This is a genomic window from Shewanella sp. MF08487 (assembly GCF_050848685.1).
Lineage (GTDB): Bacteria > Pseudomonadota > Gammaproteobacteria > Enterobacterales > Shewanellaceae > Shewanella > Shewanella glacialipiscicola.
The window spans coordinates 33,446-59,109 of the sequence record NZ_JBOZPB010000010.1 but is presented as its reverse complement, the minus strand read 5'-3'; the positions used below and the strand labels follow the sequence as shown (position 1 = coordinate 59,109).

General features: G+C 44.7%; 21 protein-coding genes and 1 tRNA gene. 12 read left to right on the top strand and 10 right to left on the bottom strand.

What is annotated here, in order from left to right; genetic code table 11:
- Positions 1-84: 84 nt before the first annotated feature.
- The 6 genes from potA (at position 85) to gabT (ending at position 7,277) form a co-directional block, all read left to right on the top strand.
- The gene (gene potA, locus ACRN9H_RS09185) at positions 85-1,221 is read left to right on the top strand and encodes a polyamine ABC transporter ATP-binding protein (protein ID WP_432313402.1); all 1,137 of its coding nucleotides are present in this window, start codon (positions 85-87) and stop codon (positions 1,219-1,221) included.
- A complete protein-coding gene (locus tag ACRN9H_RS09180; protein ID WP_220772948.1) occupies positions 1,218-2,123 on the top strand; it encodes an ABC transporter permease subunit in 906 nt (301 codons plus the stop codon). Before potA ends, ACRN9H_RS09180 begins: the two co-directional genes overlap by 4 nt.
- Positions 2,120-2,938 carry an ABC transporter permease subunit gene (locus ACRN9H_RS09175; protein ID WP_432313401.1) on the top strand — a complete coding sequence of 273 codons (819 nt, stop codon included), beginning with the start codon at positions 2,120-2,122 and terminating at the stop codon, positions 2,936-2,938. Before ACRN9H_RS09180 ends, ACRN9H_RS09175 begins: the two co-directional genes overlap by 4 nt.
- 243 nt (positions 2,939-3,181) lie before the next feature.
- Positions 3,182-4,468, top strand: a complete 1,287-nt coding sequence (locus ACRN9H_RS09170; protein ID WP_432313400.1) for an NAD(P)/FAD-dependent oxidoreductase — start codon at positions 3,182-3,184, stop codon at positions 4,466-4,468.
- 50 nt (positions 4,469-4,518) lie between these two features.
- Positions 4,519-5,967: an NADP-dependent succinate-semialdehyde dehydrogenase gene (gene gabD, locus ACRN9H_RS09165; protein ID WP_259215147.1), complete on the top strand. Its 1,449-nt coding sequence runs from the start codon at positions 4,519-4,521 to the stop codon at positions 5,965-5,967.
- A 32-nt stretch (positions 5,968-5,999) separates the two neighbouring features.
- On the top strand, positions 6,000-7,277 hold the full coding sequence (gene gabT, locus ACRN9H_RS09160) for a 4-aminobutyrate--2-oxoglutarate transaminase (protein ID WP_011846118.1): 1,278 nt from the start codon (positions 6,000-6,002) through the stop codon (positions 7,275-7,277).
- A 149-nt stretch (positions 7,278-7,426) separates the two neighbouring features.
- On the opposite strand, the gene ACRN9H_RS09155 is transcribed toward gabT, so the two are convergent.
- On the bottom strand, positions 7,427-8,434 hold the full coding sequence (locus ACRN9H_RS09155; RefSeq protein ID WP_011846119.1) for an LLM class flavin-dependent oxidoreductase: 1,008 nt from the start codon (positions 8,432-8,434) through the stop codon (positions 7,427-7,429).
- 787 nt (positions 8,435-9,221) lie between these two features.
- On the bottom strand, positions 9,222-10,775 hold the full coding sequence (locus tag ACRN9H_RS09150) for a peptide MFS transporter (RefSeq protein ID WP_432313399.1): 1,554 nt from the start codon (positions 10,773-10,775) through the stop codon (positions 9,222-9,224).
- Between the two features lie 361 nt (positions 10,776-11,136).
- Between ACRN9H_RS09150 and ACRN9H_RS09145 the strand changes: the two genes are divergently transcribed.
- A complete protein-coding gene (locus ACRN9H_RS09145; RefSeq protein WP_432313398.1) occupies positions 11,137-13,257 on the top strand; it encodes a methyl-accepting chemotaxis protein in 2,121 nt (706 codons plus the stop codon).
- A 212-nt stretch (positions 13,258-13,469) separates the two neighbouring features.
- Here the strand turns inward: ACRN9H_RS09145 and ACRN9H_RS09140 are convergent.
- The 5 genes from ACRN9H_RS09140 to rpsU form a co-directional block, all read right to left on the bottom strand.
- A tRNA-Ile gene (locus ACRN9H_RS09140) sits at positions 13,470-13,546 on the bottom strand.
- A gap of 261 nt (positions 13,547-13,807) precedes the next feature.
- Entirely contained in the window at positions 13,808-15,646 is a 1,839-nt protein-coding gene (rpoD, locus tag ACRN9H_RS09135) for an RNA polymerase sigma factor RpoD (RefSeq protein WP_432313397.1), read from the bottom strand.
- A 135-nt stretch (positions 15,647-15,781) separates the two neighbouring features.
- Complete coding sequence (gene dnaG / locus ACRN9H_RS09130; RefSeq protein WP_220772939.1) at positions 15,782-17,506, bottom strand: DNA primase; 1,725 nt, start codon at positions 17,504-17,506, stop codon at positions 15,782-15,784.
- A gap of 83 nt (positions 17,507-17,589) precedes the next feature.
- Entirely contained in the window at positions 17,590-18,033 is a 444-nt protein-coding gene (locus ACRN9H_RS09125; protein WP_076496994.1) for a GatB/YqeY domain-containing protein, read from the bottom strand.
- 6 nt (positions 18,034-18,039) lie between these two features.
- Entirely contained in the window at positions 18,040-18,255 is a 216-nt protein-coding gene (gene rpsU, locus ACRN9H_RS09120; RefSeq protein ID WP_006080725.1) for a 30S ribosomal protein S21, read from the bottom strand.
- Between the two features lie 217 nt (positions 18,256-18,472).
- Between rpsU and tsaD the strand changes: the two genes are divergently transcribed.
- Complete coding sequence (gene tsaD / locus ACRN9H_RS09115) at positions 18,473-19,489, top strand: tRNA (adenosine(37)-N6)-threonylcarbamoyltransferase complex transferase subunit TsaD (RefSeq protein WP_432313396.1); 1,017 nt, start codon at positions 18,473-18,475, stop codon at positions 19,487-19,489.
- Positions 19,490-19,555: 66 nt separating this feature from the next.
- Here the strand turns inward: tsaD and plsY are convergent, their stop codons facing one another.
- Positions 19,556-20,167, bottom strand: coding sequence for a glycerol-3-phosphate 1-O-acyltransferase PlsY (gene plsY / locus ACRN9H_RS09110; protein ID WP_432313395.1), 612 nt, complete (start codon positions 20,165-20,167; stop codon positions 19,556-19,558).
- A gap of 269 nt (positions 20,168-20,436) precedes the next feature.
- On the opposite strand from plsY, the gene folB reads away from it, so the two are divergent.
- The 4 genes from folB (at position 20,437) to ACRN9H_RS09090 (ending at position 23,137) form a co-directional block, all read left to right on the top strand.
- Positions 20,437-20,787: a dihydroneopterin aldolase gene (gene folB, locus ACRN9H_RS09105; protein ID WP_432313394.1), complete on the top strand. Its 351-nt coding sequence runs from the start codon at positions 20,437-20,439 to the stop codon at positions 20,785-20,787.
- Positions 20,788-20,854: 67 nt separating this feature from the next.
- On the top strand, positions 20,855-21,358 hold the full coding sequence (gene folK, locus ACRN9H_RS09100; RefSeq protein WP_432313393.1) for a 2-amino-4-hydroxy-6-hydroxymethyldihydropteridine diphosphokinase: 504 nt from the start codon (positions 20,855-20,857) through the stop codon (positions 21,356-21,358).
- An 18-nt stretch (positions 21,359-21,376) separates the two neighbouring features.
- Positions 21,377-22,177, top strand: coding sequence for an undecaprenyl-diphosphate phosphatase (locus ACRN9H_RS09095; RefSeq protein ID WP_432313392.1), 801 nt, complete (start codon positions 21,377-21,379; stop codon positions 22,175-22,177).
- 117 nt (positions 22,178-22,294) lie between these two features.
- A complete protein-coding gene (locus tag ACRN9H_RS09090) occupies positions 22,295-23,137 on the top strand; it encodes a putative RNA methyltransferase (protein ID WP_432313391.1) in 843 nt (280 codons plus the stop codon).
- 619 nt (positions 23,138-23,756) lie between these two features.
- On the opposite strand, the gene ACRN9H_RS09085 is transcribed toward ACRN9H_RS09090, so the two are convergent.
- Together ACRN9H_RS09085 and ACRN9H_RS09080 are read right to left on the bottom strand one after the other, a co-directional pair.
- The gene (locus tag ACRN9H_RS09085; RefSeq protein WP_220772934.1) at positions 23,757-24,023 is read right to left on the bottom strand and encodes an Lpp/OprI family alanine-zipper lipoprotein; all 267 of its coding nucleotides are present in this window, start codon (positions 24,021-24,023) and stop codon (positions 23,757-23,759) included.
- Between the two features lie 233 nt (positions 24,024-24,256).
- Positions 24,257-25,507 (bottom strand): multifunctional CCA addition/repair protein, encoded by a 1,251-nt coding sequence (locus ACRN9H_RS09080; protein WP_432313390.1) that lies wholly within the window; start codon positions 25,505-25,507, stop codon positions 24,257-24,259.
- Positions 25,508-25,664: the final 157 nt, after the last annotated feature.

Sequence of the window (25,664 nt, the reverse complement as noted above, 5' to 3'; positions counted from 1 at the left end):
GCGTTTGTTTATTCTATTTTCATTCATTGTGTTGACCCCACAATTTGAGGGCGTTAACGCCTCATTGTAGGGTGGAGAAGTACTATGACAATCACCTCGGGCGTCACCAATAAACCGACAATAAAGACGCAAGATAAAGTGCTGCTCAAGATTGAGCGAGTCAGTAAATTATTTGATGATGTACGGGCTGTCGATGACGTGTCATTGACGATTAATAAAGGCGAAATTTTTGCCTTACTTGGCGGCTCTGGATCGGGGAAATCAACGCTGTTGCGTATGTTAGCGGGGTTTGAAAAGCCCACATCTGGCCGTATTTTCCTCGATGGCGAAGACATTACCGATTTACCTCCTTACGAACGTCCCATCAATATGATGTTTCAATCTTACGCACTGTTTCCTCACATGACAGTGGCGCAAAACATCGCCTTTGGTTTAAAACAAGACAAGTTACCTAAAGCAGAAATTGAGCAACGTGTGCAAGACATGCTCAAACTGGTGCACATGGAACAATACGGAAAGCGTAAGCCGCACCAGTTATCTGGTGGTCAACGTCAACGTGTCGCACTGGCCCGTTCATTGGCAAAACGTCCTAAATTATTATTACTCGATGAGCCTATGGGCGCATTGGATAAAAAACTGCGTACCCAAATGCAACTCGAAGTCGTTGAAATTCTTGAGCGTGTGGGCGTGACTTGCGTGATGGTGACCCACGATCAAGAAGAAGCCATGACAATGGCCGGACGAATTTCAATCATGAACGATGGTTGGATTGCCCAAACAGGCTCACCCATGGACATTTATGAAAGCCCGAACAGCCGCATGATTGCCGAGTTTATTGGTACCGTAAACTTATTTGCTGGCGCCATTGAAGTGGATGAAGCTGACCATTTGATCATAAAACCTAATGAGCTAACACAGCATTTTTATGTTGGCTATGGGGTATCGACTAACGTTGAAGATAAGAATGTCTGGTTAGCGGTACGCCCTGAAAAGACCATTATTAACCGTGTACAGCCAGAAGGTCAGTACAATTGGGCTAAGGGAATAGTACACGATATCGCATATTTAGGCGGTATATCAGTGTATTACATTCGTTTGGAAAATGGCCAAATTGTACAGTGTAGTATGACAAACCGCGAACGCCGTGCCGATAATGCGACATGGGATGACGAAGTATTTATCAGTTGGGAGGACACCAGTGGCGTGGTGTTAAGATCATGAAGATACCGACTCGATTAAAATGGTTAAAAGGTCGTATTTGGACCATAGGGATCCCCTATCTTTGGCTGTTATTATTTTTTGCTTTGCCATTTGCGATTGTCCTTAAACTGAGTTTTTCGACGGCGGCGATTTCGATTCCGCCCTACGAAGCGACTTTTCAGTATGCCGATAATGTCTTAAATGTTTTTTTACATTTTGGTAATTATTTGATGTTACTTGATGATTCGCTGTATTACATGGCCTATCTCAGCTCGCTTAAAATGGCATTCATTTCGACGATTGGTTGTTTGATTATTGGCTATCCCATGGCTTACGCCATAGCCCGTGCGCCAGCGCGTTTGCAAACCGTGTTATTGCTATTAGTCATGTTGCCTTCTTGGACCTCGTTCTTAATTCGTGTTTACGCTTGGATGGGGATCTTAAGTAATACGGGTATTATCAACAATACACTCATGTGGTTAGGCGTTATCTCTGAGCCGCTACAGATTTTAAATACCAATGTGGCCGTGTATATCGGCATTATCTACGCATATTTACCCTTTATGATTTTGCCGCTGTACGCCACCTTAGTGAAACTCGATATGAGTTTGATTGAAGCAGCGTCAGATTTAGGCTCAAGCCGTATCAATACCTTCTGGAAAATTACGTTACCACTGTCAAAAAGCGGTGTTATTGCGGGTTCTATGCTGGTGTTTATTCCGGCGGTTGGGGAGTTTGTGATCCCAGAGCTGCTAGGCGGCCCTGATTCACTAATGATTGGCCGAGTCCTATGGCAAGAATTCTTTAATAACCGTGACTGGCCTGTGGCTTCGTCACTGGCGATTGTAATGCTCGGTTTATTGATTATTCCGATAACGCTATTTCATCGCTATCAGGCGCGTAGTTTGGAGAAAGACCTATGAACAAATTAAGTTTTTCTTCTGTCATGCTGTGGTTTGGACTGCTGTTCCTATATGCCCCTATGTTGGTGCTGGTGATTTACTCCTTTAACGATTCTAAGCTCGTGACGGTATGGGGCGGTTTTTCACCTAAATGGTATGGCGAATTATTTGAGGACCAACAGATTTTAGATGCAGTATGGACCAGTCTGCGGATTGCTTTTTATAGCTCAACCATGGCGGTTGTTATTGGGACAATGGCGGCCTTTGTGATGACGCGTTTTAAGCGTTCATGGGCAAAACTGACATTATCAAACATGATCACAGCACCACTGGTTATGCCAGAGGTGATTACCGGTTTGTCATTGCTACTGCTGTTTGTGCACATGGCCGACTTGTTTGGTTGGCCTAAAGAGCGCGGCATGTTGACTGTGTGGATTGCGCATTCGACCTTCTGCGCCGCCTATGTGGCTGTGGTCGTGTCGTCAAGATTGCGCGAGCTGGATAGATCAATTGAAGAGGCTGCTATGGACTTAGGTGCAACGCCACTTAAAACCTTCTTTTTAATTACTGTGCCTATGATATCGCCTGCGTTAATGGCGGGTTGGTTGCTGTCTTTCAGTTTATCTTTAGATGATTTAGTGATTGCAAGCTTTGCATCGGGCCCGGGTGCAACGACCTTACCTATGGTGGTGTTCTCATCAGTACGCATGGGGGTTTCACCTAAAATCAACGCGCTAGCGACATTGATTATTTTGAGTGTGTCCTTAATTGCCTTTCTCTCTTGGTATATGGCAAGGCGGGCAGAGAAACGCGACCGCATGCCAATTAACGAGTGAGTTTAATCATAGAATGGCTTTGTGCTCGACAAAGCCATTTTTTTAACTTATCAGCCGCTATTCGCAACTTTATCCTACAAACGCTTCAAGCTTAAATTAATCACTGATTTTGATAATATATGCCGTTTGAAATATCAAACGAAGTGTAAATTATTGTGGTTTTTTGGCTAGTGTTTCGTTTTGTGAGCGTGTAGGATGTGATGGCTGTTTAAAATAATGAACATTAGAATTCAAGGGAACAACATGTCTGCCATAGCTCACGCGGGATCATATTATGCGGCATCGGCCAACGATAAGGTTGAACGTCCGCGCCTAGAGGAATCAATTGAAGCCGATGTTTGTGTGATTGGCGCGGGTTATACGGGCCTTTCTGCTGCGCTGCATTTACTAGAATCTGGCTTTAGTGTGGTGGTGTTAGAAGCCGCTCGCATTGGCTGGGGCGCCTCGGGCCGTAATGGCGGGCAAATCGTCAATAGCTTTAGCCGTGACATTGATACTATTGAAAAAACAGTCGGCAAAGAACAAGGTAAACTCTTTGGCCAAATGGCCTTTGAGGGCGGAAAAATCATCCGCGATCGGATTGCTAAGTACAACATTCAATGCGATCTAAAAGATGGCGGCGTGTTTGCTGCGATGAACGAAAAACAAATGGGTCATCTGCGCCATCAAAAGCAACTGTGGGAAAGCCACGGTCATGTTAATCAGCTCGAACTCCTCGATGCCAAAGGCATTCGCGGTATGGTAAATACTGAGCGCTATGTCGGTGGTCTGCTCGATAAAAGTGGCGGCCATATTCACCCGCTTAACTTAGCTCTTGGCGAAGCGCGTGCGGTCGAATCCCTCGGCGGCAAGATTTTTGAAGACTCAGCAGTGCTGAGTGTCGATGAAGGCGATAGCCCAGTTGTGCATACGGCGCAGGGCAGTGTCAAAGCCAAGTTTGTGGTCGTGGCGGGTAATGCTTATTTAGGTAAGTTAATGCCAGAGTTGCAGGCGAAGTCTATGCCCTGCGGCACGCAAGTGATTACCACTGAGCCTTTGAGCGACGATCTGGCGGCGAGCTTATTACCGCAGGATTACTGCGTCGAAGACTGTAACTATCTACTCGATTATTTCCGCCTGTCTGGCGACAAGCGGATGATTTACGGCGGCGGCGTAGTGTATGGCGCCCGCGATCCGGCGGATATCAAGTCGATCATTATTCCGAATATGCTCAAAACCTTTCCGCAATTAAAAGATGTGAAGATCGATTATGCGTGGACAGGTAACTTCCTACTGACGCTATCGCGCCTGCCACAGGTCGGTCGTATCGGTAAGAATATCTATTATTCACAGGGTTGCAGTGGCCACGGTGTCACTTATACCCATCTGGCAGGCAAGTTACTGGCCGAAATGCTCAACGGCCAAGCCACGCGTTTCGACGCCTTTGCTGCATTGCCACATTATCCATTCCCCGGTGGCCACGCACTTCGCGTCCCTTTTAGTGCTATCGGAGCTTGGTATTACACGTTAAGAGACAAACTGGGTCTCTAATATTATCACTTTTAAGAAGCTAGGTAGCTTCACAATACGAGGAAATCCTTGTGCAATTAAATGATCCGAGTTTGCTACATCAACAGTCTTTTATTAATGGTCAATGGTGTGATGCCGTTTCTGGTGACACGTTAAAGGTGGTTAATCCCGCAACCAATGCCCTGATTGGTCATGTTCCTAATATGGGACAAGTTGAAACTGAGATGGCGATTAAGGCGGCAGAAGCGGCTTTACCTGCATGGCGAGCGCTCACAGCCAAAGAGCGCGGCGCTAAGTTAAGGCGTTGGTTTGAATTACTTAATGAAAACAGTGATGACTTAGCATTGCTCATGACGACCGAGCAGGGTAAACCGCTGGCAGAAGCCAAAGGTGAAGTAACCTACGCGGCTTCGTTTATCGAGTGGTTTGCCGAAGAAGCGAAACGTATTTATGGCGATACCATTCCCGGGCATCAAGGGGATAAGCGCTTGATGGTGATCAAGCAGCCTGTCGGTGTAACCGCCGCGATAACGCCGTGGAACTTTCCTGCGGCTATGATCACCCGTAAAGCCGCTCCAGCGTTGGCTGCGGGTTGCACTATGGTGGTAAAACCGGCGCACCAAACACCATTTACCGCATTAGCGATGGCTGAACTCGCTAAGCGTGCCGGTATTCCTGCGGGCGTATTTAGTGTGTTAACGGGTGATGCGGTGCAGATTGGTAATGAAATGTGCAGCAACCCGATAGTGCGTAAGCTGTCTTTCACTGGCTCAACCAATATCGGTATTAAATTAATGGCGCAATGTGCGCCTACCTTAAAAAAACTGTCGCTAGAGCTTGGCGGCAATGCGCCATTTATCGTGTTTAACGATGCCAATATCGATGCCGCTGTCGAAGGCGCCATGATTGCTAAATATCGTAATGCCGGCCAAACCTGTGTCTGCGCAAACCGCATTTATGTGCAAGACGGTGTATACGACGAGTTTGCCTTAAAACTCAGCACTGCAGTGGGCAAGCTTAAGGTTGGAGAGGGCATCAAGGAGGGCGTTACTACGGGTCCGTTGATCAATGCTGCTGCGGTCGAAAAAGTGCAAAGTCATCTTATCGACGCCATTGCCAAAGGCGCATCTGTGCTCGCTGGTGGTAAAGTCCACGACCTTGGCGGTAATTTCTTCGAGCCAACCGTGCTCACTAACGTTGATAAAAGCATGCTCGTTGCCCGCGAAGAAACCTTTGGTCCACTCGCGCCGCTGTTTAAATTCAGCGATGTCGACGATGTCATTAAACAAGCTAACGATACTGAATTTGGCCTTGCCGCTTATTTCTATGGCCGCGATATTTCGCTGGTGTGGAAAGTTGCCGAAGCCTTGGAATACGGCATGGTTGGGGTCAACACTGGCTTGATTTCGACGGAAGTCGCGCCCTTTGGCGGGATGAAATCTTCTGGGCTGGGCCGTGAAGGTTCTAAGTACGGAATCGAAGAATATTTAGAAATGAAGTACATCTGCATGTCCGTTTAATACGGTCCGATTTGGCGTGTGAGGAACACTAAATGACAACAACCAATGATTCATTGATGGCACGTCGCCAAGCCGCAGTTGCGGGTGGTGTCGGGCAAATTCACCCAATCTTTACCGCGCGCGCCGAAAACGCGACCGTGTGGGATGTTGAAGGGCGCGAGTTTATCGATTTTGCGGGCGGCATTGCTGTGCTTAATACCGGTCATCTTCACCCTAAAGTGAAGGCGGCGGTTGCGGCTCAGCTGGATAATTTCTCTCATACTTGTTTTATGGTGCTCGGTTACGAGAGCTATATCCAAGTGTGTGAAAAGCTCAATCAACTGGTGCCTGGGGATTTTGCCAAGAAGACAGCATTATTCACTAGTGGTTCAGAAGCGGTTGAAAACGCAGTTAAAGTGGCGCGTGCCTATACCAAACGTGCTGGCGTGATTGCGTTTACCTCTGGCTACCATGGTCGCACTATCGCAGCCTTAGCACTGACCGGAAAAGTCGCGCCTTACAGTAAAGGTATGGGTCTGATGTCGGCGAATGTGTTCCGTGCCGAGTTCCCGTGCGAGATGCACGGCGTGTCCGATGATGATGCGATGGCATCGATTGAACGCATCTTTAAAAATGATGCCGAGCCAAGTGATATTGCCGCCATTATTTTAGAGCCAGTACAGGGCGAGGGTGGTTTTTATGCTGCATCACCCGCCTTTATGCAGCGGTTGCGCGCATTGTGTGATCGTGAAGGCATTATGCTGATCGCCGATGAAGTGCAAACGGGCGCTGGCCGTACCGGCACTTTCTTTGCCATGGAGCAAATGGGCGTGAGTGCAGATATCACTACTTTTGCTAAATCTATTGCGGGTGGTTTCCCACTTTCTGGCATTACTGGCCGCGCGCAAGTGATGGATGCGATTGGTCCGGGTGGTCTTGGCGGTACGTATGGTGGCAGCCCGTTAGCGTGCGCCGCAGCACTTGCTGTTATTGAAGTGTTTGAAGAAGAAAAACTGTTAGATCGTGCCAATACCATAGGTGAGCGCATTAAGTCTGCATTGAATGTGATGCAGGTCGAACATGCCCAAATCGCCGATGTGCGTGGTTTAGGCGCGATGATCGCTATCGAATTAATGGAAGATGGCAAGCCTGCACCGCACTATTGCGCGCAAGTGTTGGCTGATGCCCGTGACCGAGGATTGATTTTATTATCCTGCGGTACTTACGGTAATGTGCTGCGTATTTTGGTGCCATTAACCGCGCCGGATGCACAAATTGATGCAGGCCTTGGTATCCTCAAAGCCAGCTTCGATGCCGTACTGAAAAGCTAATATTGCTTTGATATAAAAGCTGTTTTAGATGACAGTCTTACATAATAAAAATCCCGCTTAGGCGGGATTTTTTATGGAAGTGGCGATTGTTTTGGCGTTTGCCATTTTTACTGCCAATGGCTTTCAGCACGAGTCAGTTTACTGAATGGCTACTGTTTAATCTCCATTAGGATCTGCAGCGCTTTTTTGCGTTTATCAAGGTCGTACAAGTCATTGGTAAAGATAAACTCATTCACGCCAAGTTCTTTGACGATCATTTCCAAACGATGCTTAATCGTCGCTGGGCCACCAATGACAGATAAACCTAAGAAATTATCGACATAGGTTTCTTCTTGCGCACTCCATAAGCCATCCATCGTTTCAACCGGAGGTTTTAACCATAACTCGTGACCACGGATAAGCGCCAGTACGCGCTGTTTCGAGGTAGTGCCCAGAAATTGCGCCTCTTCATCAGTGTCGGCAGCAACGAGCGGCAAACCTAACATCACATAGGGCTTATCAAGCACTTGAGAAGGTTTAAAGTCGCGGCGATAGATTTCAATCGCATCGTAAAGAAAACGTGGGGCAAAGTGGCCCGCAAACACATAGGGCAAACCGCGCTGCGCCGCTAATTGTGCGCTAAAGAGACTCGAACCCAATAACCAAATCGGCACATTGGTGCCTTCCCCTGGAATCGCTCGCACCGCATGGCGACCATTATAAGGGCCGAGTAAGGTTTGTAATTCACTGACTTCTTCAGGGAATTGTTCGGCGCGACTGGTATCACGGTTCAGTGCTCGGCTGGTAACTTGATCGCTGCCCGGTGCGCGTCCCAGTCCTAAATCGATGCGACCAGGATAGAGACTTTCAAGGGTACCGAACTGTTCGGCGACCACTAATGGCGCATGGTTTGGCAGCATAATGCCACCCGCGCCGACGCGAATACGCTGCGTATTGCCAGCAATATAACCAATTAATACTGAGGTCGCCGCGCTGGCGATACCGGGCATATTGTGGTGTTCGGCAAACCAAAAACGATTAAAGCCGAGGCGATCGGCTTCCTTGGCATACTGCAAACTGTTGTGCAGCGTTTCACCCACAGTCGAACCTTGGCGCATGGGCGCGAGTTCTAATAGCGAGAAGGGAATATCGGCCAATATTGATGTCTGTTGTGACATAGTGTCTCCAAGTGACTGCCGTTTTTTGCTAGCGAAAACAAGCGGCGCTAACTGTGTTAGGCGCATAGCGAAGAACAAGCGTTAACGGCTCAGTCTTGATGAATAAAAGGTATTCAGTGATATTGATATGGGGCTAAGTACCGCGCTTCTCAAGCTTGAACGGCTAACTCTTTCCCATTCGTTATTTCATTAGTCATGTCAATTTGAGTTTGCACTTGAGCAGCGCTATTAAACTGAGTGCGTCTGGGTTCATACTTGCTTTGTAACAAATCGAGACGGTGAAGTCATCCCAGCGTGAGGGACGATAATGTGGAACTGAAGATCTTATTCTCAGCAACTCAGCGCTAGGCCTGTCACTGCGGGATTGGGTGACGTTTGCTACAGCTCATTTGGTTATGAGTTGCAACACAAGGGTATAATACCAATCGTATTAAATATCTGTTCATTCAGCGGGAGTTCAACGCGCTTTAGACAAGGCGAAGGCTTGAAGACATAGTAGTGCTCTGTCGAAAGCCTTAAACGCAGTATAAAGCGCATTGCCATGCCGTTAACATCAGCCGCCCTTCGGGAGCCACACAGGCATCCCACTCCCGTGTTGCATTGACTTAAAAGGGAATAACCATTACTGCGTCAATGCGCCTTGGATTGAAATGCCTGTGAGGCTCTGAACTGATTAGATATTTAACGTGATTGGTATCACTAAGTGAAGTGATAAAAAAACTGCCGATAGCAGGGCTATCGGCAGTTGATGTTATGCAATAGATAAATCGCTATTGTCAATCGAGCATTACTGCTCGGCTTTCACATCCCTTAGCGATGCTGCAGCACTTTCATTCTCAGTATTATTATGTGAATGGTGAGTCTCAGTCAGGCGACGCATTAGCGGTAATACCGCAAGGGCGATAAAGGTACAGACCACAGCCGCGATACCCAACTTATTAAATAGACTGGTGTATACGGGTAAGGTTTGCAGTGGATCGACTAAATCTTTCGGTACACTGGCGAAGTTAGCGACCACACCGCCCAGATACTGTGAAATACCTGATGCGACGAAATAGGCTCCCATCATAAAGCCGCCCATACGCGCAGGTACGTAGCGGGCAATCATAGCAAGACCAAGACCACTCACCAGCAATTCGCCTAAAGAGTAAGAGGCATAGCCCCAGATCATGATCCATGAAGAGGTTTTACCGTTGACGGCGAATTGTCCGGCAAAGCCATAGATAAAGAAGCCAATCGCTACAACGGCAAAACCGAGGGCAAATTTCGCCGCAATAGAGAAGTCTTTATCATTACGACCCGCCCACGAATAACTCCACGCCAAGATTGGACTTAACACCATAATCCATAATGGATTCAATGCTTGAAACTGGGCCGGTGACCAAGTCCACAAATGGGTACCAAAAATTTGGAAATCCCAGTCCACGTTACGTAATGCAAAGAGTGCAAGCGAGGTCGACATTTGTTGATAGAAGATAAAGAAGAACACGGTTTGCACGGTAAGGATCAGCGCCGCAATCAGTCCCGCTCGTTCACTGGTTTCGCTGGTGCGGATCAAGTGGAAGAAGATTGCTAACACGGCAATACCTGCGGCATAAACGAAGATGCGCGCAACGGCTTCATATTCAAGAATAACAGCCGAGGCCACAACTGAAAACGCGGCCAGAACTAATACAATTGTGAGGCTTTTTTTATTTACTGGGCGTGTATCTGGCTCAGAACCATAGTTAGCGAGGCTTTTATACATTAATGCATAGTTACCTAATCCCACCAATATACCCACACAGCACACGGCAAAGGCGGCATGCCAGCCGAATTCGTTGCCATACTGGGCGTTGACATAATCTTTAATCCAAGGCGTCAGCAACATAGAGAAGGTCGAGCCAACGTTGACCGCCATATAATAGATGGTAAACGCACTGTCGATTTTAGAATCGTCACCTTCGTAAATTTTACGAACTAAGTTACCCGCATTGGGTTTGAACAGGCCGTTACCGACCACTATCACGCCGAGCGCTGAAAACATAAACCACGTATTTTCAGTGGGTACGGCCATCAGCGCATAACCCAGAGACAAAATCCCCGCGCCGAGCAGCATAGTGCGTTTAGTGCCGAGGATCTTATCCCCAACCCAACCACCAATCGCCGGTGATACATAAATGAGCGCCGCACAGGCACTCCATACTAAGTTTGCACGTGAGTCATCAAAGCCAAGGCGCTGCACCATAAAGTACACAATCAGCGCTTGCATGCCGTAATAACCAAAGCGTTCCCATAATTCGATAAGAGACACAGTCATAAATGAATGTGTTTTACTTACCGGAGCAGTCCCAATAGTCATATAGCTTGCTTCCAACATTATTTTTTTAGATTTAAGGGGGGAAGATTATAAGGTGATACTTACTGCAAACCAATGGTGTAAAGCAGCAGAATAGGTTTTGTTACAAATAATTTTAAAATTTTAAGCTGAATTTAAGTAATAGAGGCCGATAGATGTTTATGTCGCCAGATAAAGAGATACTTCTACATCTTAGCCTTTATTTTAATGCTAATATTTTACTTGTTGGCAACAAAAAATTATCTTTGATGATAATGTGGGTGAGCTTAAAAGTGGCTTGCCATTTTTAAGTTAGTTTAATGAATATTAGAAATAAAATAGCTCAAGATTATTGTGCCATTGTCATCCCTTGGGAGTTAACCAGATGAAGCATTTATCCATCAGTACTAAGTTGTTGTGGATTACTTCCGCATTGTTCCTATCGATTGTTGCAATTTTAACTATCAGTCTCTGGCAGGCATTATCTGACCAAAATGTACAGGTATCTGAACAAGTACAAAAAACACTGCAACTGGAGATCCGCGATAAGCTAGAGGCTCGAGCAGGCGAATATGGTGAAATGGTCGCGGGGTTTATTAATGAGGCTTATCGTATTCCTTTTTCTTTTGCGGGGATTGTTGAAAGCACTGCTGAAGAATTACCCTTAAAGCGTGACAGGCTTGAGCTTGCACTTGCCGCAGTACTAAAGAAAAATGCGCAAACTTCTTCTATGTATGCTCAATTTGAACCGAATGGTTATGACGGTCTCGATAGTGAGTTTTTAAACGTAGATGTTAGCCATAGCGTTGCCTCTTCTGGTGCATTAGAAGTGTATTACACCCGTAACAGTGATGGCAGTGTAAAACATCAACAAGTGGATGATTCAGCAGAAAAATATCTTACGAGTGTGAATGAGTTTGGTGTGCGTGATGCTGAATGGTATTTATGTGCGAAAGAAACGCTAAAGCCTTGTTTAATGGAACCTTATTTGTATGAAATTGTCCCTGGCAATAGCGAGTTAATGACCTCGTTGACCGTGCCAATCATTAAGCATAAGCAATTTATCGGTGTAATAGGTGTTGATGTTAATTTACCGGTATTCCAATCATTAATTGAACAATTAGCAAAGAGCCTTTACGACGGACAAGCTAAGGTCACATTATTGAGTAATCATGGCTTTATTGTTGCGTCCAGTTATGACAGTAAAAAAGCGCGTCCCCTATCGGAATCAATAGATCCTAAATTGGCGGCGCAAATAAGCTCATTACATAAAAATGCACAGTATATGGCGCAGGGCGATGAAATTATTGTCGCTTATCCGATTAAAATCCCACTCGCTAATACTGAGTGGTCACTGGTGATACAAGTCCCTAACGCTCAAGCCTATAAAAGTTCAATTGAACTTAATAATAAAATGGATGAAATGGCCACATCACTTGGTAGCCTACTATTAATCGTGGGGTTAGTCGTATCAGTGATTGCCGTCATTACTATTAGTTTGGTGCTTCGCAGCATTATTTCACCACTGAAGATGATTCAAAATAGAGTAGAGCATCTTGCTAGCGCAGAGGGAGATTTGACCCAATCGATTGAGGTCGACTCACATGCCGAACTCATCGCGCTGGGAAAAGGCTTTAATTCCTTTATCTATAAGCTAAAAGGTCTTATTGAAGAACTTAAAATTTTAGCGAGTCGCACTCAACAAGAAAGCCAATCTTCAGCCGAAATAGCCCAATTAACTCGCGATAGCGTGCAGCGTCAACATGGAGAGATTGAAAGTGTTGTGACTGCGGTAAATGAAATGAGCGCAACCGCACTCGAAGTTGCTAAAGCATCGGAACAAACTGCGGCAGAAACAGAGGCTATGTCACGCAATATTCGTATAAGTGAGCAAAGCTTAACTAAAGCAATGGATTACGTGGCGACAATGTCGAAAGAGTCATTGCAGGCTAAAGTTGCTGTCAGCAAAGTAGCCGAAAGTAGCACTAATATCAGTCGAATTCTTGAGGTGATTAGTTCGATTGCGGCACAAACAAACTTACTCGCTTTGAATGCGGCAATTGAAGCCGCCAGAGCGGGTGAGCAAGGTCGTGGTTTTGCCGTCGTTGCCGATGAAGTAAGAGCATTGGCGTCAAAAACACAAAGCTCCACGGATGATATCGGCGTGCTTATCGATGCACTCCAAAAAGAAGTACATAGTGCTTCAAGTATTATCGATAAAGGGGCTGAACGGGCGCAAATGGCCGTGACTCAGACAGAGCAAGCCTTATCTTCGTTGAATTTAATGGTAAACCAAATTGAGGAAATATCAGGCCAGATTACGCATATAGCAACCGCCGCTGAAGAGCAAAGCGCCGTAACTGAAGAGGTTAACCGCAATATTACGGGGATTTCAGAATCGGCATCTGAGCTTGCTCGTCTAGCCGATGAAGCACAGCGAAGCAGCGTGGTATTAGCCGATTTAGTGAAACAACAACATGAAGAATTAGGTAAGTTAAAAACCTAAAACGTCAGTTTGACGGTTTTATATGTATTTAAAAAACTTTTAGAATGAAGGCTATTCATCTAAGAGTTTTTTATTAGAGAATTTTTTTAATATCTTACGTAGTTAAAATCGTTTATGGGGAGAATCGTGCGCAGTGACTCAATAAAGGGTCACTACTATTTTAGACATGAAAAAGGCGTAGTGGTGATTAACCGACTACGCCTTATCAGAATTGGTGGCCCCTCACGGACTTGAACCGTGGACCTAACGATTATGAGTCGTGTGCTCTAACCAACTGAGCTAAGGGGCCGACTAAAGACAGTCGTCACTGTCTAAAGCGGGTGGAATTATACTAAGCTTGTTTGCGCTTGTCACTGGTGTTTTTGCCTCTAATTCACCTAATTGATTCAAGTGGTTATCTGTTAATCAACTTTGTTGGTTTATCAGGCGTGCACTTAGCCATTTTATGCTCTATTACAGCTTAATGATCTTGGGGTGGACAGAGGCGTGACATAAAAAAGCCCTGCAAGAGCAGGGCTTTATCGTTTTAGCTTAGTGGACTTTCGTCCGGTTATTCGTCTAAGAACGATTTTAAGATTTCTGAGCGTGAAGGGTGGCGAAGCTTACGCAGTGCTTTAGCCTCAATTTGTCGAATACGCTCGCGCGTTACGTCAAACTGTTTACCCACTTCTTCTAACGTATGATCGGTATTCATATCGATACCAAAACGCATACGCAGTACTTTCGCTTCACGAGCGGTTAGGCCCGCTAATACTTCGTGGGTAGCGTTTTTCAAGCTTTCGCTAGTCGCTGAATCCAGTGGTAATTCGAGGGTTGTATCCTCGATAAAATCACCTAAATGCGAATCTTCATCGTCACCGATTGGGGTTTCCATGGAGATAGGTTCTTTAGCGATTTTTAATACCTTACGGATCTTATCTTCCGGCATCATCATACGCTCAGCCAGTTCTTCAGGTGAAGGCTCACGGCCCATTTCCTGTAGCATTTGGCGAGAGATACGGTTCAGCTTGTTGATCGTTTCGATCATGTGTACTGGAATACGGATCGTACGTGCTTGGTCGGCGATAGAGCGAGTAATTGCCTGACGGATCCACCAAGTTGCGTAAGTCGAAAACTTATAACCACGACGGTATTCGAATTTATCCACCGCCTTCATCAAGCCAATATTACCTTCTTGGATTAAGTCCAAGAATTGCAGACCACGGTTGGTATATTTCTTCGCGATAGAAATTACCAGACGTAAGTTTGCTTCAACCATTTCTTTCTTCGCACGGCGCGCTTTGGCTTCACCGATTGACATACGACGGTTGATGTCTTTAATGGCTGAAATGGCTAAACCCGTTTCTTCTTCCACTGCGGCAAGCTTAGTGCGACAACGGTTTACGTCATCTTCAACCATTCTTAGGCCTTCGGCATAAGGTTTAGTTGAGGCTTTTTCAGTGTGGAACCAATCAAGATCAGTTTCGTTGCCGGTAAAGAATTTGACGAAGTTTTTCTTCGGCATTTTAGCTTGTTCAACGCATAGTTTTAATACTAAACGTTCTTGAACACGCACGCGATCCATCATAGTACGCATGCTTTTCACTAAACGATCGAACTGTTTAGGGACTAAACGAAACTCTTTGAAGATTTCGCCGATTTCGAATAAAGCTTTTACTGACTCAGGGTGTTCACGGCCCTTGGCGTCAATAATTTTTAGCGCACTTTCGTAAGCGGTTCTGAGTTGACCAAATTTTTCACGTGCCTCTTCAGGATCCGGCCCTTTGTTGCCTTCCTCTTCTTCTTCGGCATCATCGTCATCTTCTTCGTCATCTTCGTCATCTAATTGATCTTCAGATAATTCAGAACCGATGTGAGTTGCTGTCGGTGCAACGTCATCTTCGTCTGGGTTGACAAATCCAGAAATAATATCGGATAGACGCAGTTCGTCAGCTTCAAATTGGTCGAATTGTTCAAGGATCATCGCGATCGCTTGTGGATATTCGGCAACGGAGCTTTGAACTGTGTTGATACCTTCTTCGATACGTTTGGCGATAACAATCTCGCCTTCACGGGTTAGAAGTTCAACAGTACCCATTTCACGCATGTACATGCGGACGGGATCGGTTGTGCGGCCAAGTTCGCTTTCGACTGTTGCCAGTGCGGCGGCGGCTTCTTCAGCAGCATCTTCGTCTGTATTGTCTTCTGACATCATCATGTCATCGGCATCGGGAGCTTCTTCGAAAACTCGGATACCCATGTCATTGATCATCTGGATAATATCTTCGATCTGGTCAGAATCGACCATGTCTGCAGGTAAGTGATCGTTCACTTCTGCATAGGTTAAGTAACCTTGCTCTTTACCTTTGGCAAGCAACAGCTTAAGTTGCGACTGCGGAGTATGATCCATAGATATCATCCAAGTTGGGAAACTGTTACAACGACGGACACGGAGCGTAAGCTCAATGCCGCGCAAATCGTCAATTATAGCCGCGTGCACATATCTGTGCTAGTCACGGGGATAGTGAATGAGGACATTTTTGCCTCAGTTTAACCCTTTCATGACTGAGATCAGCTTCGAGAGCTGTATCTTCTCTTCTTTAGTATGAGTCTGTTTAAGACTCAATTCCTGATATCGTTGTTCAATATATTGATTGTTCAACCAAACCAGGGTTTGTTTAAACTTTTCGAGCAGGTTTTCATCCGCCACTTGATGGTCCCATTGGGCTAATTTATGCAGAGCTCCGCTGTGGGAGTGTTCCCTGAATTTTTCAAGTAGTTGTGCGCTGTTTAACTCTTGCTCTCGAGTCATCTCCAATAACAGTGGCAGCAATTCTATGCCTGGCATCTGCAAGTGGGCTAGTGCGGGCTGTGGGGATAAACCCAATCCCAGTTTAGGATGTTGTACGAGTAATGCGATGGCAAGTCGCAATGGTGTACCACGTCCTTTTAATCCTCTATTTGCTATTGGCTTAGCTTGTTTAACGCTAAAGCCTAGCTTCTTTTTCATATCTTCTGAGCTGTTCATTCCAAGCTTATGAGCTAAATTCTCAAGCAATAAATTTTGCAGCACAGTGTCTTGAATTTTTTCAATTAAGATAAAAGCTTGTTTCGCTAAGTTGCCTTTATCCGTACCGTATTTGGTGGCTAATGTGTCAAATAAAAACTCAGGTAGCGCAATGGCAGAACCCATTAAAACTTCAAAGGCCTCTTTACCAATTTTACGCACCATAGAATCAGGATCTTCACCCTGAGGCAGAAACATAAATCGCACTTGATCGCCCGGCTTTAATAATGGCAATGCCGTTTCTAAGGCGCGCCAAGCCGCTTCTGTACCCGCTCGGTCGCCGTCGTAACAACAAACCACTTCTTTAGCACTACGCAGTAATAGCTGAAATTGTTCAGCAGTAGTCGATGTACCTAAAGAGGCTACAGCATAATCGACGCCAAATTGCGCCAGTGCGACCACATCCATATAGCCTTCGACGATCAACACTTTGTCAGGATCGCGATGGCGTTGCTTTAGTTCATACAGACCGTAAAGCTCATTGCCCTTATGAAATATGGGCGTTTCTGGAGAATTCAAGTATTTGGGTGTGCCATCACCTAAAACTCTTCCACCAAAGCCAATCACTCGTCCGCGTCTATCGCGGATAGGAAACATAAGGCGGTCACGAAAACGGTCGTAACGTTTACCACTGTCGTTGCTAATTAACATACCGGCAGTCAGTAGTTTGTCCTGCGCATCTTGATTTTGACGATAGCGGCTTAGTAAGCCATCCCAACCGTCTGGCGCAAAACCGATACCAAAATGCTCTATTACCTCATCGGATAAGTCACGATAAGTAAGGTAATCGATAACCTTTTGTTTATCTTGGTGTTGTCTAAGTTGGTTTTGAAAGTAAAGACAAGCTTCTTCCATGAGTTGATATAAATCACGACTTAAGCCGTCGTCATGTCGCTTGCCTGTGCCTTGTTCTCTAGGAACCTCTAATCCAAGCTGGCCCGCCAGATCTTCAATGGCATCAATAAAATCGAGTCGGTCATACTCCATCACAAAATCGATGGCGTTACCGTGAGCACCGCAGCCAAAGCAATGATAGAACTGTTTATCATGGCTGACGGTAAACGAAGGTGATTTTTCGCTATGAAAAGGACAACAAGCCGAGTAGTTCTTACCCGCCTTTTTCAAGGGCACTTTACGATCGATAAGTTCTACGATGTCAGTGCGAGCGATTAGCTCATTGATAAAATCACGAGGTATTGCCATTGAGTGCTTAAAATCCCGCCTTGCGCGAATTTAAACAAACAAGCCGCGCATAGGCACGGCTTGTTCATACAGTGAAACGCTAATTATTGCAATTTAGCACGGATCATAGCGCCAATAGCGCCCATGTCTGCACGTCCTTGCACTTTAGATTTCAATGCTCCCATTACTTTGCCCATATCCGCCATAGTGGATGCGCCTATTTCTAGAATAGTTGCATCGATGAGCGCCGTGATTTCCGCCTCGCTAAGAGGGGTAGGCAGGAAAGCTTCAATAACTTGAATCTCTGCTGCTTCCACGTCGGCCAAATCGTTGCGACCCGCTGCTTCAAATTGAGCAATCGAATCACGACGTTGTTTCACCATTTTAGTTAAGACCGCTATGACCTGTTCATCAGTCAGAGATTCGCGGGTATCCACTTCAATCTGTTTGATGGCGGCCAATGCCATACGAATAGCACTCAAGCGCACCTTCTCTTTGGCGAACATGGCCTGCTTCATATGGTCTTTTAGCTGATCAATTAGGCTCATATGAGATTAATATAAACGTACGCGACGTGCGTTTTCGCGAGAAAGCTTTTTAGCTAAACGTTTAACTGCAGCTGCTTTTGCGCGCTTACGTGCAGTAGTTGGCTTCTCGTAAAACTCACGAGCACGCACGTCGGCTAAAATACCAGCTTTTTCACAAGAGCGCTTGAAACGACGTAGAGCTACGTCGAATGGTTCGTTTTCACGTACTTTAATAATTGGCATACGCCATCACCCCTTAGGTGTAGGTTGTTCTGGTTCAATTGATCGAACCAAGTCTATTTAAAATGGTGCGGAATTTTATACCGAGACACCTAGGCTTGTAAAGCCCTAAAACCGGGAACCGCCACTATAGTGGGTTCAATAATGGTTTGTGTAGCTGGAGTAATATAGCACTTACAGGTAGAATTAGCGCCCTTAATTAAACAATTGATGAGACATCATGCGGGTTCTAGGTATTGAAACATCTTGTGACGAGACAGGTATTGCCGTTTATGACGATGAGCTAGGCTTGTTATCCCACACGTTATACAGCCAAGTTAAGTTGCATGCGGACTACGGCGGTGTGGTGCCAGAACTGGCGTCACGTGACCATGTACGTAAAATTGTGCCACTTATCCGTCAAGCGCTGAAAGATGCGAATACTGAAATAGCTGAACTCGATGGAATTGCCTACACCAAAGGGCCTGGCCTTATTGGTGCGTTGCTTGTTGGCGCTTGTGTTGGACGCTCTCTCGCTTTTGCTTGGGATAAGCCTGCTATTGGTGTGCACCACATGGAAGGGCACCTACTGGCACCTATGCTCGAGGATAATGCACCCGAGTTTCCTTTTGTCGCTTTATTAGTTTCTGGCGGCCACTCTATGTTGGTTAAAGTTGATGGTATTGGCCGCTATGAAGTGCTAGGAGAGTCCGTTGATGATGCTGCTGGTGAGGCGTTTGATAAAACGGCTAAGTTAATGGGACTAGATTATCCCGGTGGTCCCCGTTTAGCTAAACTTGCCGCTAAAGGCTTACCTGCTGGTTATAAATTCCCACGTCCAATGACTGACAAGCCTGGGCTTAACTTCAGCTTTTCAGGCTTAAAAACCTTTACTGCCAATACCATTGCTGCAGAACCAGATGATGAGCAGACGCGTGCCAATATTGCTCGCGCCTTTGAAGAAGCTGTGGTTGATACGCTTGCCATTAAGTGTCGCCGCGCACTGAAACAAACGGGTTACAACCGCCTCGTTATCGCTGGCGGCGTGAGTGCGAATACGCGCTTAAGAGAAACCTTAGCCGAAATGATGAGCTCGCTGGGTGGACAAGTATTTTATCCCCGTGGTGAGTTTTGTACCGATAACGGCGCCATGATTGCCTTTGCGGGATTACAACGTTTAAAAGCGGGGCAGCATGAGGATTTAACGGTTAAAGGTCAGCCAAGATGGCCGTTAGACACCTTACCTCCAGTCGATTAGTTATCTGATATTAAACAAAAACTGCGCATTAAGCGCAGTTTTTATTTTTAAGCATTATATTTAACACTAAGGTATCTTAGGGCGTTTTTTGCGTGATAGCTTTGATTCTTCACCCTTGAGCAACCGCTGGATATTGTCCTTATGCCTAATAATGATGAGGGTCGATAACATGGCAACGGGAATGGTGAATCTGTCATCTAATAGCCAAGTATAGAGTGGTGCAAGTAAGGCGGTAAGAATAGCGGCAAGGGAGGAGTAGCGGCTAATAAGTAACAAAATGACCCAAGATGCCATTAAGCAAATAGCCAAATCATTACCAATCGGGGCCATAGCACCAAAGGCGGTTGCAACCCCTTTACCGCCTTTAAAACCAAAAAACACGGGATAGATGTGTCCAAGGCAGGCCGCGATGGCGATTAGCCCAAGAGATACGGCATCTATACCCATAAGGTAGGCTAAATAAGAAGGTAGGGCGCCTTTGAGCATATCGAAAAACAGCACTGCAGCAGCTGCACCTGCACCGCCAATCCGCAAGACGTTGGTAGCCCCAGGGTTGCCCGAACCCTGCAATCTTGGATCCGGTAAACCTCTCATTTTACAAACCAGCACGGCACTTGAGATCGAGCCTGCCAAATAGGCGGCAAGCATCATCAAAAGTGTCAGTGTTAATGGACTCACATTGGTTTCCTTACGCGTCTTAAGGTATTATCGCGCAACAATTTAAAAAAGCTAACTCAGTTATTAATTCCGCTATCGGTCTGTGTTATCAGCTACATGCTTTAGTACACAGATATTTTCTGAATGAGCAAATCCTTTTAGGACGTTATCCTACTGTGGATCGGCTCTAGTAGAAAGTAAATTAGTGTTCTATCAGAAGATTGCGGATTATACAGCGAGAATCGCTTTGAACTTATCAGACCTCAATATCATAAGTCGTTGGAGAATGTATGGATAAGGTACTTATACGTCAATTACGTATTGATACAGTGATTGGTGTTTATGAGTGGGAAAAAAAAATCCATCAGAGTCTATTACTAGATCTTGATATGGCATGGGACATCAAACATGCCGCAGCGACCGATGATTATAAATTTGCGCTTTGTTATGAGACGGTTTCTAATCGATTAACTCAACTTATCACAGAGCAACCTATTGAATTAATTGAAACTGTTGCTGAGCGAGTCGCAAATTTTTTGTTACAAGAGTTTAAGGTGACTTGGGTTAAAGTCACTGTAATGAAACCTGGGGCGGTTGCAACTGCTGCCTCTGTTGGTGTTGAAATTGAGCGTTCGCGTTAACTCAATACGTAAGCACCATCATGGTTTAAAAAAATAATGTTTATCTACAGATAAATCGGACATTTGCATGGCACGTATTTATATCAGCTTAGGCAGTAATATTGAGCCTAAACAACATCTGCAAGCGGGATTGAAAGCTCTGCGAGCGTGTTTCGGGCCACTGAGCCTCTCTTCTATGTATGAAAGCGAAGCCGTTGGTTTTAGTGGCACTAATTTTTTGAACATGGTTGCTAGTGCTGAAACTGATCTTAATATTGCTGCGGTAGTTGCGCAGTTTAAGCAAATCGAGCAGAATCACGGCCGGCTTATCGGTGCTAAGAAATTTAGCCCTAGAACCTTAGATTTAGACTTATTGCTTTATGACGATATTGTCTGTCAAATTCCGATAGTGCTACCCCGTGCTGAGATAGTCAATAATGCATTTGTGTTATGGCCATTAGCTGAGTTAGCGCCAGCGCTGCTCCATCCCTTGGCAAGAAAAAATTATGCAATTTTGTGGCAAGAGTATGATAAAGATTCACAGCGACTTTGGCCTGTGACGTTTGAGTGGCCTCAAGGGCTGACGTTTTAATTTATTGATAGGATTGTCATGGATACGTTTCAGGTTATTATTTTAGCACTTATTCAAGGGCTAACCGAGTTTTTACCTATTTCTAGTTCTGCTCATCTAATTTTACCCGCACAGCTTTTAGGCTGGAAAGATCAAGGTTTATCATTTGACGTTGCGGTAAATACCGGATCATTATTTGCTGTAGTGATTTATTTTAGGCATGAGCTGTGGACAATGTTTAATGCGTGGATTGCCAGTATATTTAAAGGCAAACAATCGGAAGATAGTAAGCTGGCTTGGTGGATTATTCTGGCAACCTTACCAGCGGTATTTTTTGGTTTTCTAGCTAAGGATTATATTGCGACCCATTTGCGAAATACCGAAGTGATCGCCGTCACTACCGTCGTGTTTGGTTTGTTATTGTGGTGGGCTGATAGAATGTCGCGCCGTGATTTAACTGTGTATCAGACTGGCTGGCGTAAAGCCTTATTAATTGGTTTTGCACAGGCACTAGCCTTGATTCCTGGAACTTCACGTTCAGGTGCGACTATGACTGCGGCGCTCATGCTAGGTTTAAGTCGAGATGCCGCTGCGCGTTTTTCTTTTTTAATGTCAGTACCTGTGAGTTTAGGCGCGGCGATTTTAGTCGGTAAAGATTTAGTTGAGAGTGAACTTCCAATTGATTATCAAGCATTAACTTTAGGCACTTTAGTATCATTTGTTGCTGCTTATGCTTGTATTCACTACTTCTTAAAGATTATTAGCCGTATGGGAATGACCCCGTTTGTGATCTACCGATTAGCACTAGGTGCGGTGTTGTGTGGATTTATTTTCTTTTAGCCACCTAATTGGGTCACCATAGTTAGATAATAAATAATAGAATCGGGTCAAGTACCCGATTTTTGTTCTTCAAGCTTCCTCATTTTCTGAAGCTTTAACTCATTCTTGGAGCTTTATATGGGTCTCGAATATCAGTGTCCAACCTGCGGAATTGCGTTAAAACAACACAAAGCATCCCAAGGTTTTTACTGTGTGAATAAACATCACTTTGATCGTAATGAGCAAGGTTATTGGGTTTTTACTAAACCACAACGCCAAAAGCCGACTGGAGACTCGCGCGAGCAAGTGAGAGCTAAGCGTTTTCTGCTCGAATCAGGTATCTTTTCGCCCTTGGTCGATAAATTGGCAGAGATAATCACTGGCTCTATCACAACGGATGCTTGTTTATTAGATTATGAATGCGCTGAGGGATTCTACCTACGTGCTTTAGCGTCTAAGTTGGCAGAGGTTGAAAATCCGTTAAACGTCCAGTACATGGGCGTAGCGGACGCAGAAAATGCCATTTTTGCTGCCGCGAAGGCACAAACCCCCGGGATCTTGTGTTTAACCTCCTCTAAAAAATTACCGTTTGCCGATAATTGTGTCGATTTTATTACGGTTATTGATCGGCCGTTAAAGGGAAAAGAGTCTGTCAGGATATTGAAAGACGATGGGACTATGTTATTGGTTATGCCTGGGCCACGACACCTATGGCAGCTAAGAGAATATATTTATTCTGACTTGGCTGAAAAACCTTTCCAAGTAAACTTACCCTCTGCATTATCGGTGAAAAGCACTCAGCCACTGAGTTTTACTTTATCTGTTACAGGCGAGCAGGCATTAACGTTATTGGATATGGCTCCCTATGCGTGGCGTGCAACCGACAAGATGAAGCATGATATTCAAGCCCATCACTTTGAGTCGTTAGAAATTGACTATGTATTAGTCTTAGCGCATAAGCATGTGAGTGAATCGCTATAGGCTAAAAACCACAGTTGATTGGAGTAATTTTAAGATAATTCATAGGCTTAGTTTGATAGTTTTTATATGCTTTAAAAGGCGAGATTACTCAAGTCTATGATTCTACGTGACGTTTTTATGTTGTTTCTATGTTGCAATGGCTAAGTGTAATGATTTTTTAACTTTAGGCCTATTTTCTCTGTGATAAATACAACCTACTTATTGCTTTTACTTCCCATATAGCCTCAATTTTTGTCAATAGTTTTCTTTTTTAAAATAATATTATTTTTTTATAAAAATAAATGGTTAAGGATGAGCGCGGCTGACTTTTATGAATACTTCAAAGTTTAAATTACAAGTTTAGATTAATAACGAAGATTCTAATTAAAAGATAAGTTAGGAACAGTTTATATAGGAACATATAAAAGTTAACGCTTATGGGATGAGTAGATTTTCCTTGAAAGATGCTTTTGGATATTGAAGCCAATTGAACGTTTTATTATTAGTGCATTTACAATCTGTAGTATTAATAGCTTGAATAACAGGCATAAAAAAAGGCTTAGATTGATGTGCTTATCGCTTTCATCTTTCTTAAGCCTTTTGTCTTAACCTACTAAATAGTAAGCTAAATTACCTATCATTACTTCTTGTAACGAGAAGCAACGTTGTCTAAACGGTCGTTTGCGCGTTTAGCTTCTGCTTGTGCGTCCATAGATGCAGCTTTAGCATCTTTAACGTCTGCAGACAGTTTGCTTTGCTCTGATTTCAGAGAGCCAACATCAGCTGACAATTGATCAACTTTGTTGCCCAGAGTTGCAACGCTTTCTTCTAGAGCAGTAGTGTTTGCGCAACCACCTAGTAGGGCAGTCATTGCTAAACCAGCAATCATCAGTACTTTTGTGTTCATTGTAAAAAATCCCTTAAAATAGGTTGGATTAGAATGTTTCGTTACTTTGTAAGCGAAACTACCTAATTATGACATAGCTATTTTAATTTGCTACGAATATTAATGTGTTTAACCACTATAGGCAGATAAATTTTTTTTAAAAGCTTTTTTTCGAAGTGATATCAATATTTCTAATCGTAAAGAGAGCAATTCTTCACCATAAAGCGATGTGGCGATTACAAAGTCGTTACAAATCACTGGCTGTTTGTTGACGATTGGGTTTGCAGTTGATGTTTAAACTGACTGACCACTTCAATTCGACGTAAATTTAATGCATTTTTTATCTCTGAACCCTGATAACCAGCTGCAATGATCGCTGCAATATCAATATTGTTGGCGACGAAAAAACATTGCGTTAAATACTCACCTTGCGGGTATGTATCGTTTTCAAAGCCCGTGCGTCCACGCATATCGGCAGTACAAGCTAGGATGAGTTGCTCTAAGCGTTCAGGTTTACGCCAAAAATCTGCTTTATCGAATATTTTGACGATAGTTTCTGCTCTGAGTTCGAATGCTTGATGCACATTTTGATGTTGGTCGCTAACTAATAAAGCCAGATCGCGCATTTCGTTAGGCACTCGCAAACGACTGCAGAGTGCTTTAATCAGCGGTAAACCTTTTTGCCCGTGGCCGTGATGTTTTGGTAACTGCTCTTTGGGGCTGAGTGCTTTACCTAAATCATGGACCAATGCGGCAAATCGAACGCTTTTGTCCTCAGTGAGAAGGGCTGCTTGAGCGATAACCATCAGTGTATGCACACCTGTGTCGATTTCTGGATGCCATTTTTCAGGTTGAGGAATACCGAATAAGGCAAAAATTTCGGGAAATAGTACCTCCAGAGCACCGCATTGGTTCAGTACCTCAAAAAAGACTTCGGGGTGTGGTCCAGCTAAACTTTTCTCCACTTCTTGCCAAACACGTTCTGCTGTTAACGCGTTAAGCTCATCACTTTCGCTAATCTGACGCATGAGTGCCAGAGTTTCTGCGGCAATTTGAAATCCTAAGGCATGAAACCTCGCGGCAAAACGAGCGACACGTAATACGCGTAACGGATCCTCAACGAAAGCGGCAGATACGTGGCGTAATTTACGTTCTGTAAGATCTTTTATCCCGTTGAAGGGATCATGAAGAGTGCCATCTTCGTCTTGTGCTATGGCATTGATGGTAAGATCTCGGCGCAGCAAGTCTTGCTCTAAAGTCACATCAGGACTGGCGTGGCAACTAAAACCACCATACCCTAGGCCTACTTTGCGTTCGGTGCGGGCGAGTGCGTACTCCTGTTGATTTTTAGGGTGTAGAAAAACAGGGAAGTCTTTACCTACTTGGCGGTAACCCAGTTGTAGCATTTGTTCTGGTGTTGCACCAACGACGAGGTAATCTTTATCTTTGATTGGCAGATTGAGCAGTTTGTCACGCACTGCGCCGCCGACGAGATATATTTTCACGGGTTTGCTTCGGCTAATGTGTCATAAACATAGCTTAACATGCTCACATTGATGATTGGCAAAGTCGTCTGGAGATATTTGCATGCTGAGTATGTCACATCGATGTTACGGATATTTTGACAATAACATTGGGACGCTTTAACGTGGGGCGTTATTT

Coding starts and splice junctions, on each gene's coding strand:
- potA (WP_432313402.1), top strand. CDS start 85: ATGACAATCACCTCGGGCGTCACCAATAAACCGACAATAAAGACGCAA.
- ACRN9H_RS09180 (WP_220772948.1), top strand. CDS start 1,218: ATGAAGATACCGACTCGATTAAAATGGTTAAAAGGTCGTATTTGGACC.
- ACRN9H_RS09175 (WP_432313401.1), top strand. CDS start 2,120: ATGAACAAATTAAGTTTTTCTTCTGTCATGCTGTGGTTTGGACTGCTG.
- ACRN9H_RS09170 (WP_432313400.1), top strand. CDS start 3,182: ATGTCTGCCATAGCTCACGCGGGATCATATTATGCGGCATCGGCCAAC.
- gabT (WP_011846118.1), top strand. CDS start 6,000: ATGACAACAACCAATGATTCATTGATGGCACGTCGCCAAGCCGCAGTT.
- ACRN9H_RS09155 (WP_011846119.1), bottom strand. CDS start 8,434: ATGTCACAACAGACATCAATATTGGCCGATATTCCCTTCTCGCTATTA.
- ACRN9H_RS09150 (WP_432313399.1), bottom strand. CDS start 10,775: ATGACTATTGGGACTGCTCCGGTAAGTAAAACACATTCATTTATGACT.
- ACRN9H_RS09145 (WP_432313398.1), top strand. CDS start 11,137: ATGAAGCATTTATCCATCAGTACTAAGTTGTTGTGGATTACTTCCGCA.
- rpoD (WP_432313397.1), bottom strand. CDS start 15,646: ATGGATCATACTCCGCAGTCGCAACTTAAGCTGTTGCTTGCCAAAGGT.
- dnaG (WP_220772939.1), bottom strand. CDS start 17,506: ATGGCAATACCTCGTGATTTTATCAATGAGCTAATCGCTCGCACTGAC.
- ACRN9H_RS09125 (WP_076496994.1), bottom strand. CDS start 18,033: ATGAGCCTAATTGATCAGCTAAAAGACCATATGAAGCAGGCCATGTTC.
- rpsU (WP_006080725.1), bottom strand. CDS start 18,255: ATGCCAATTATTAAAGTACGTGAAAACGAACCATTCGACGTAGCTCTA.
- tsaD (WP_432313396.1), top strand. CDS start 18,473: ATGCGGGTTCTAGGTATTGAAACATCTTGTGACGAGACAGGTATTGCC.
- folB (WP_432313394.1), top strand. CDS start 20,437: ATGGATAAGGTACTTATACGTCAATTACGTATTGATACAGTGATTGGT.
- folK (WP_432313393.1), top strand. CDS start 20,855: ATGGCACGTATTTATATCAGCTTAGGCAGTAATATTGAGCCTAAACAA.
- ACRN9H_RS09095 (WP_432313392.1), top strand. CDS start 21,377: ATGGATACGTTTCAGGTTATTATTTTAGCACTTATTCAAGGGCTAACC.
- ACRN9H_RS09090 (WP_432313391.1), top strand. CDS start 22,295: ATGGGTCTCGAATATCAGTGTCCAACCTGCGGAATTGCGTTAAAACAA.
- ACRN9H_RS09085 (WP_220772934.1), bottom strand. CDS start 24,023: ATGAACACAAAAGTACTGATGATTGCTGGTTTAGCAATGACTGCCCTA.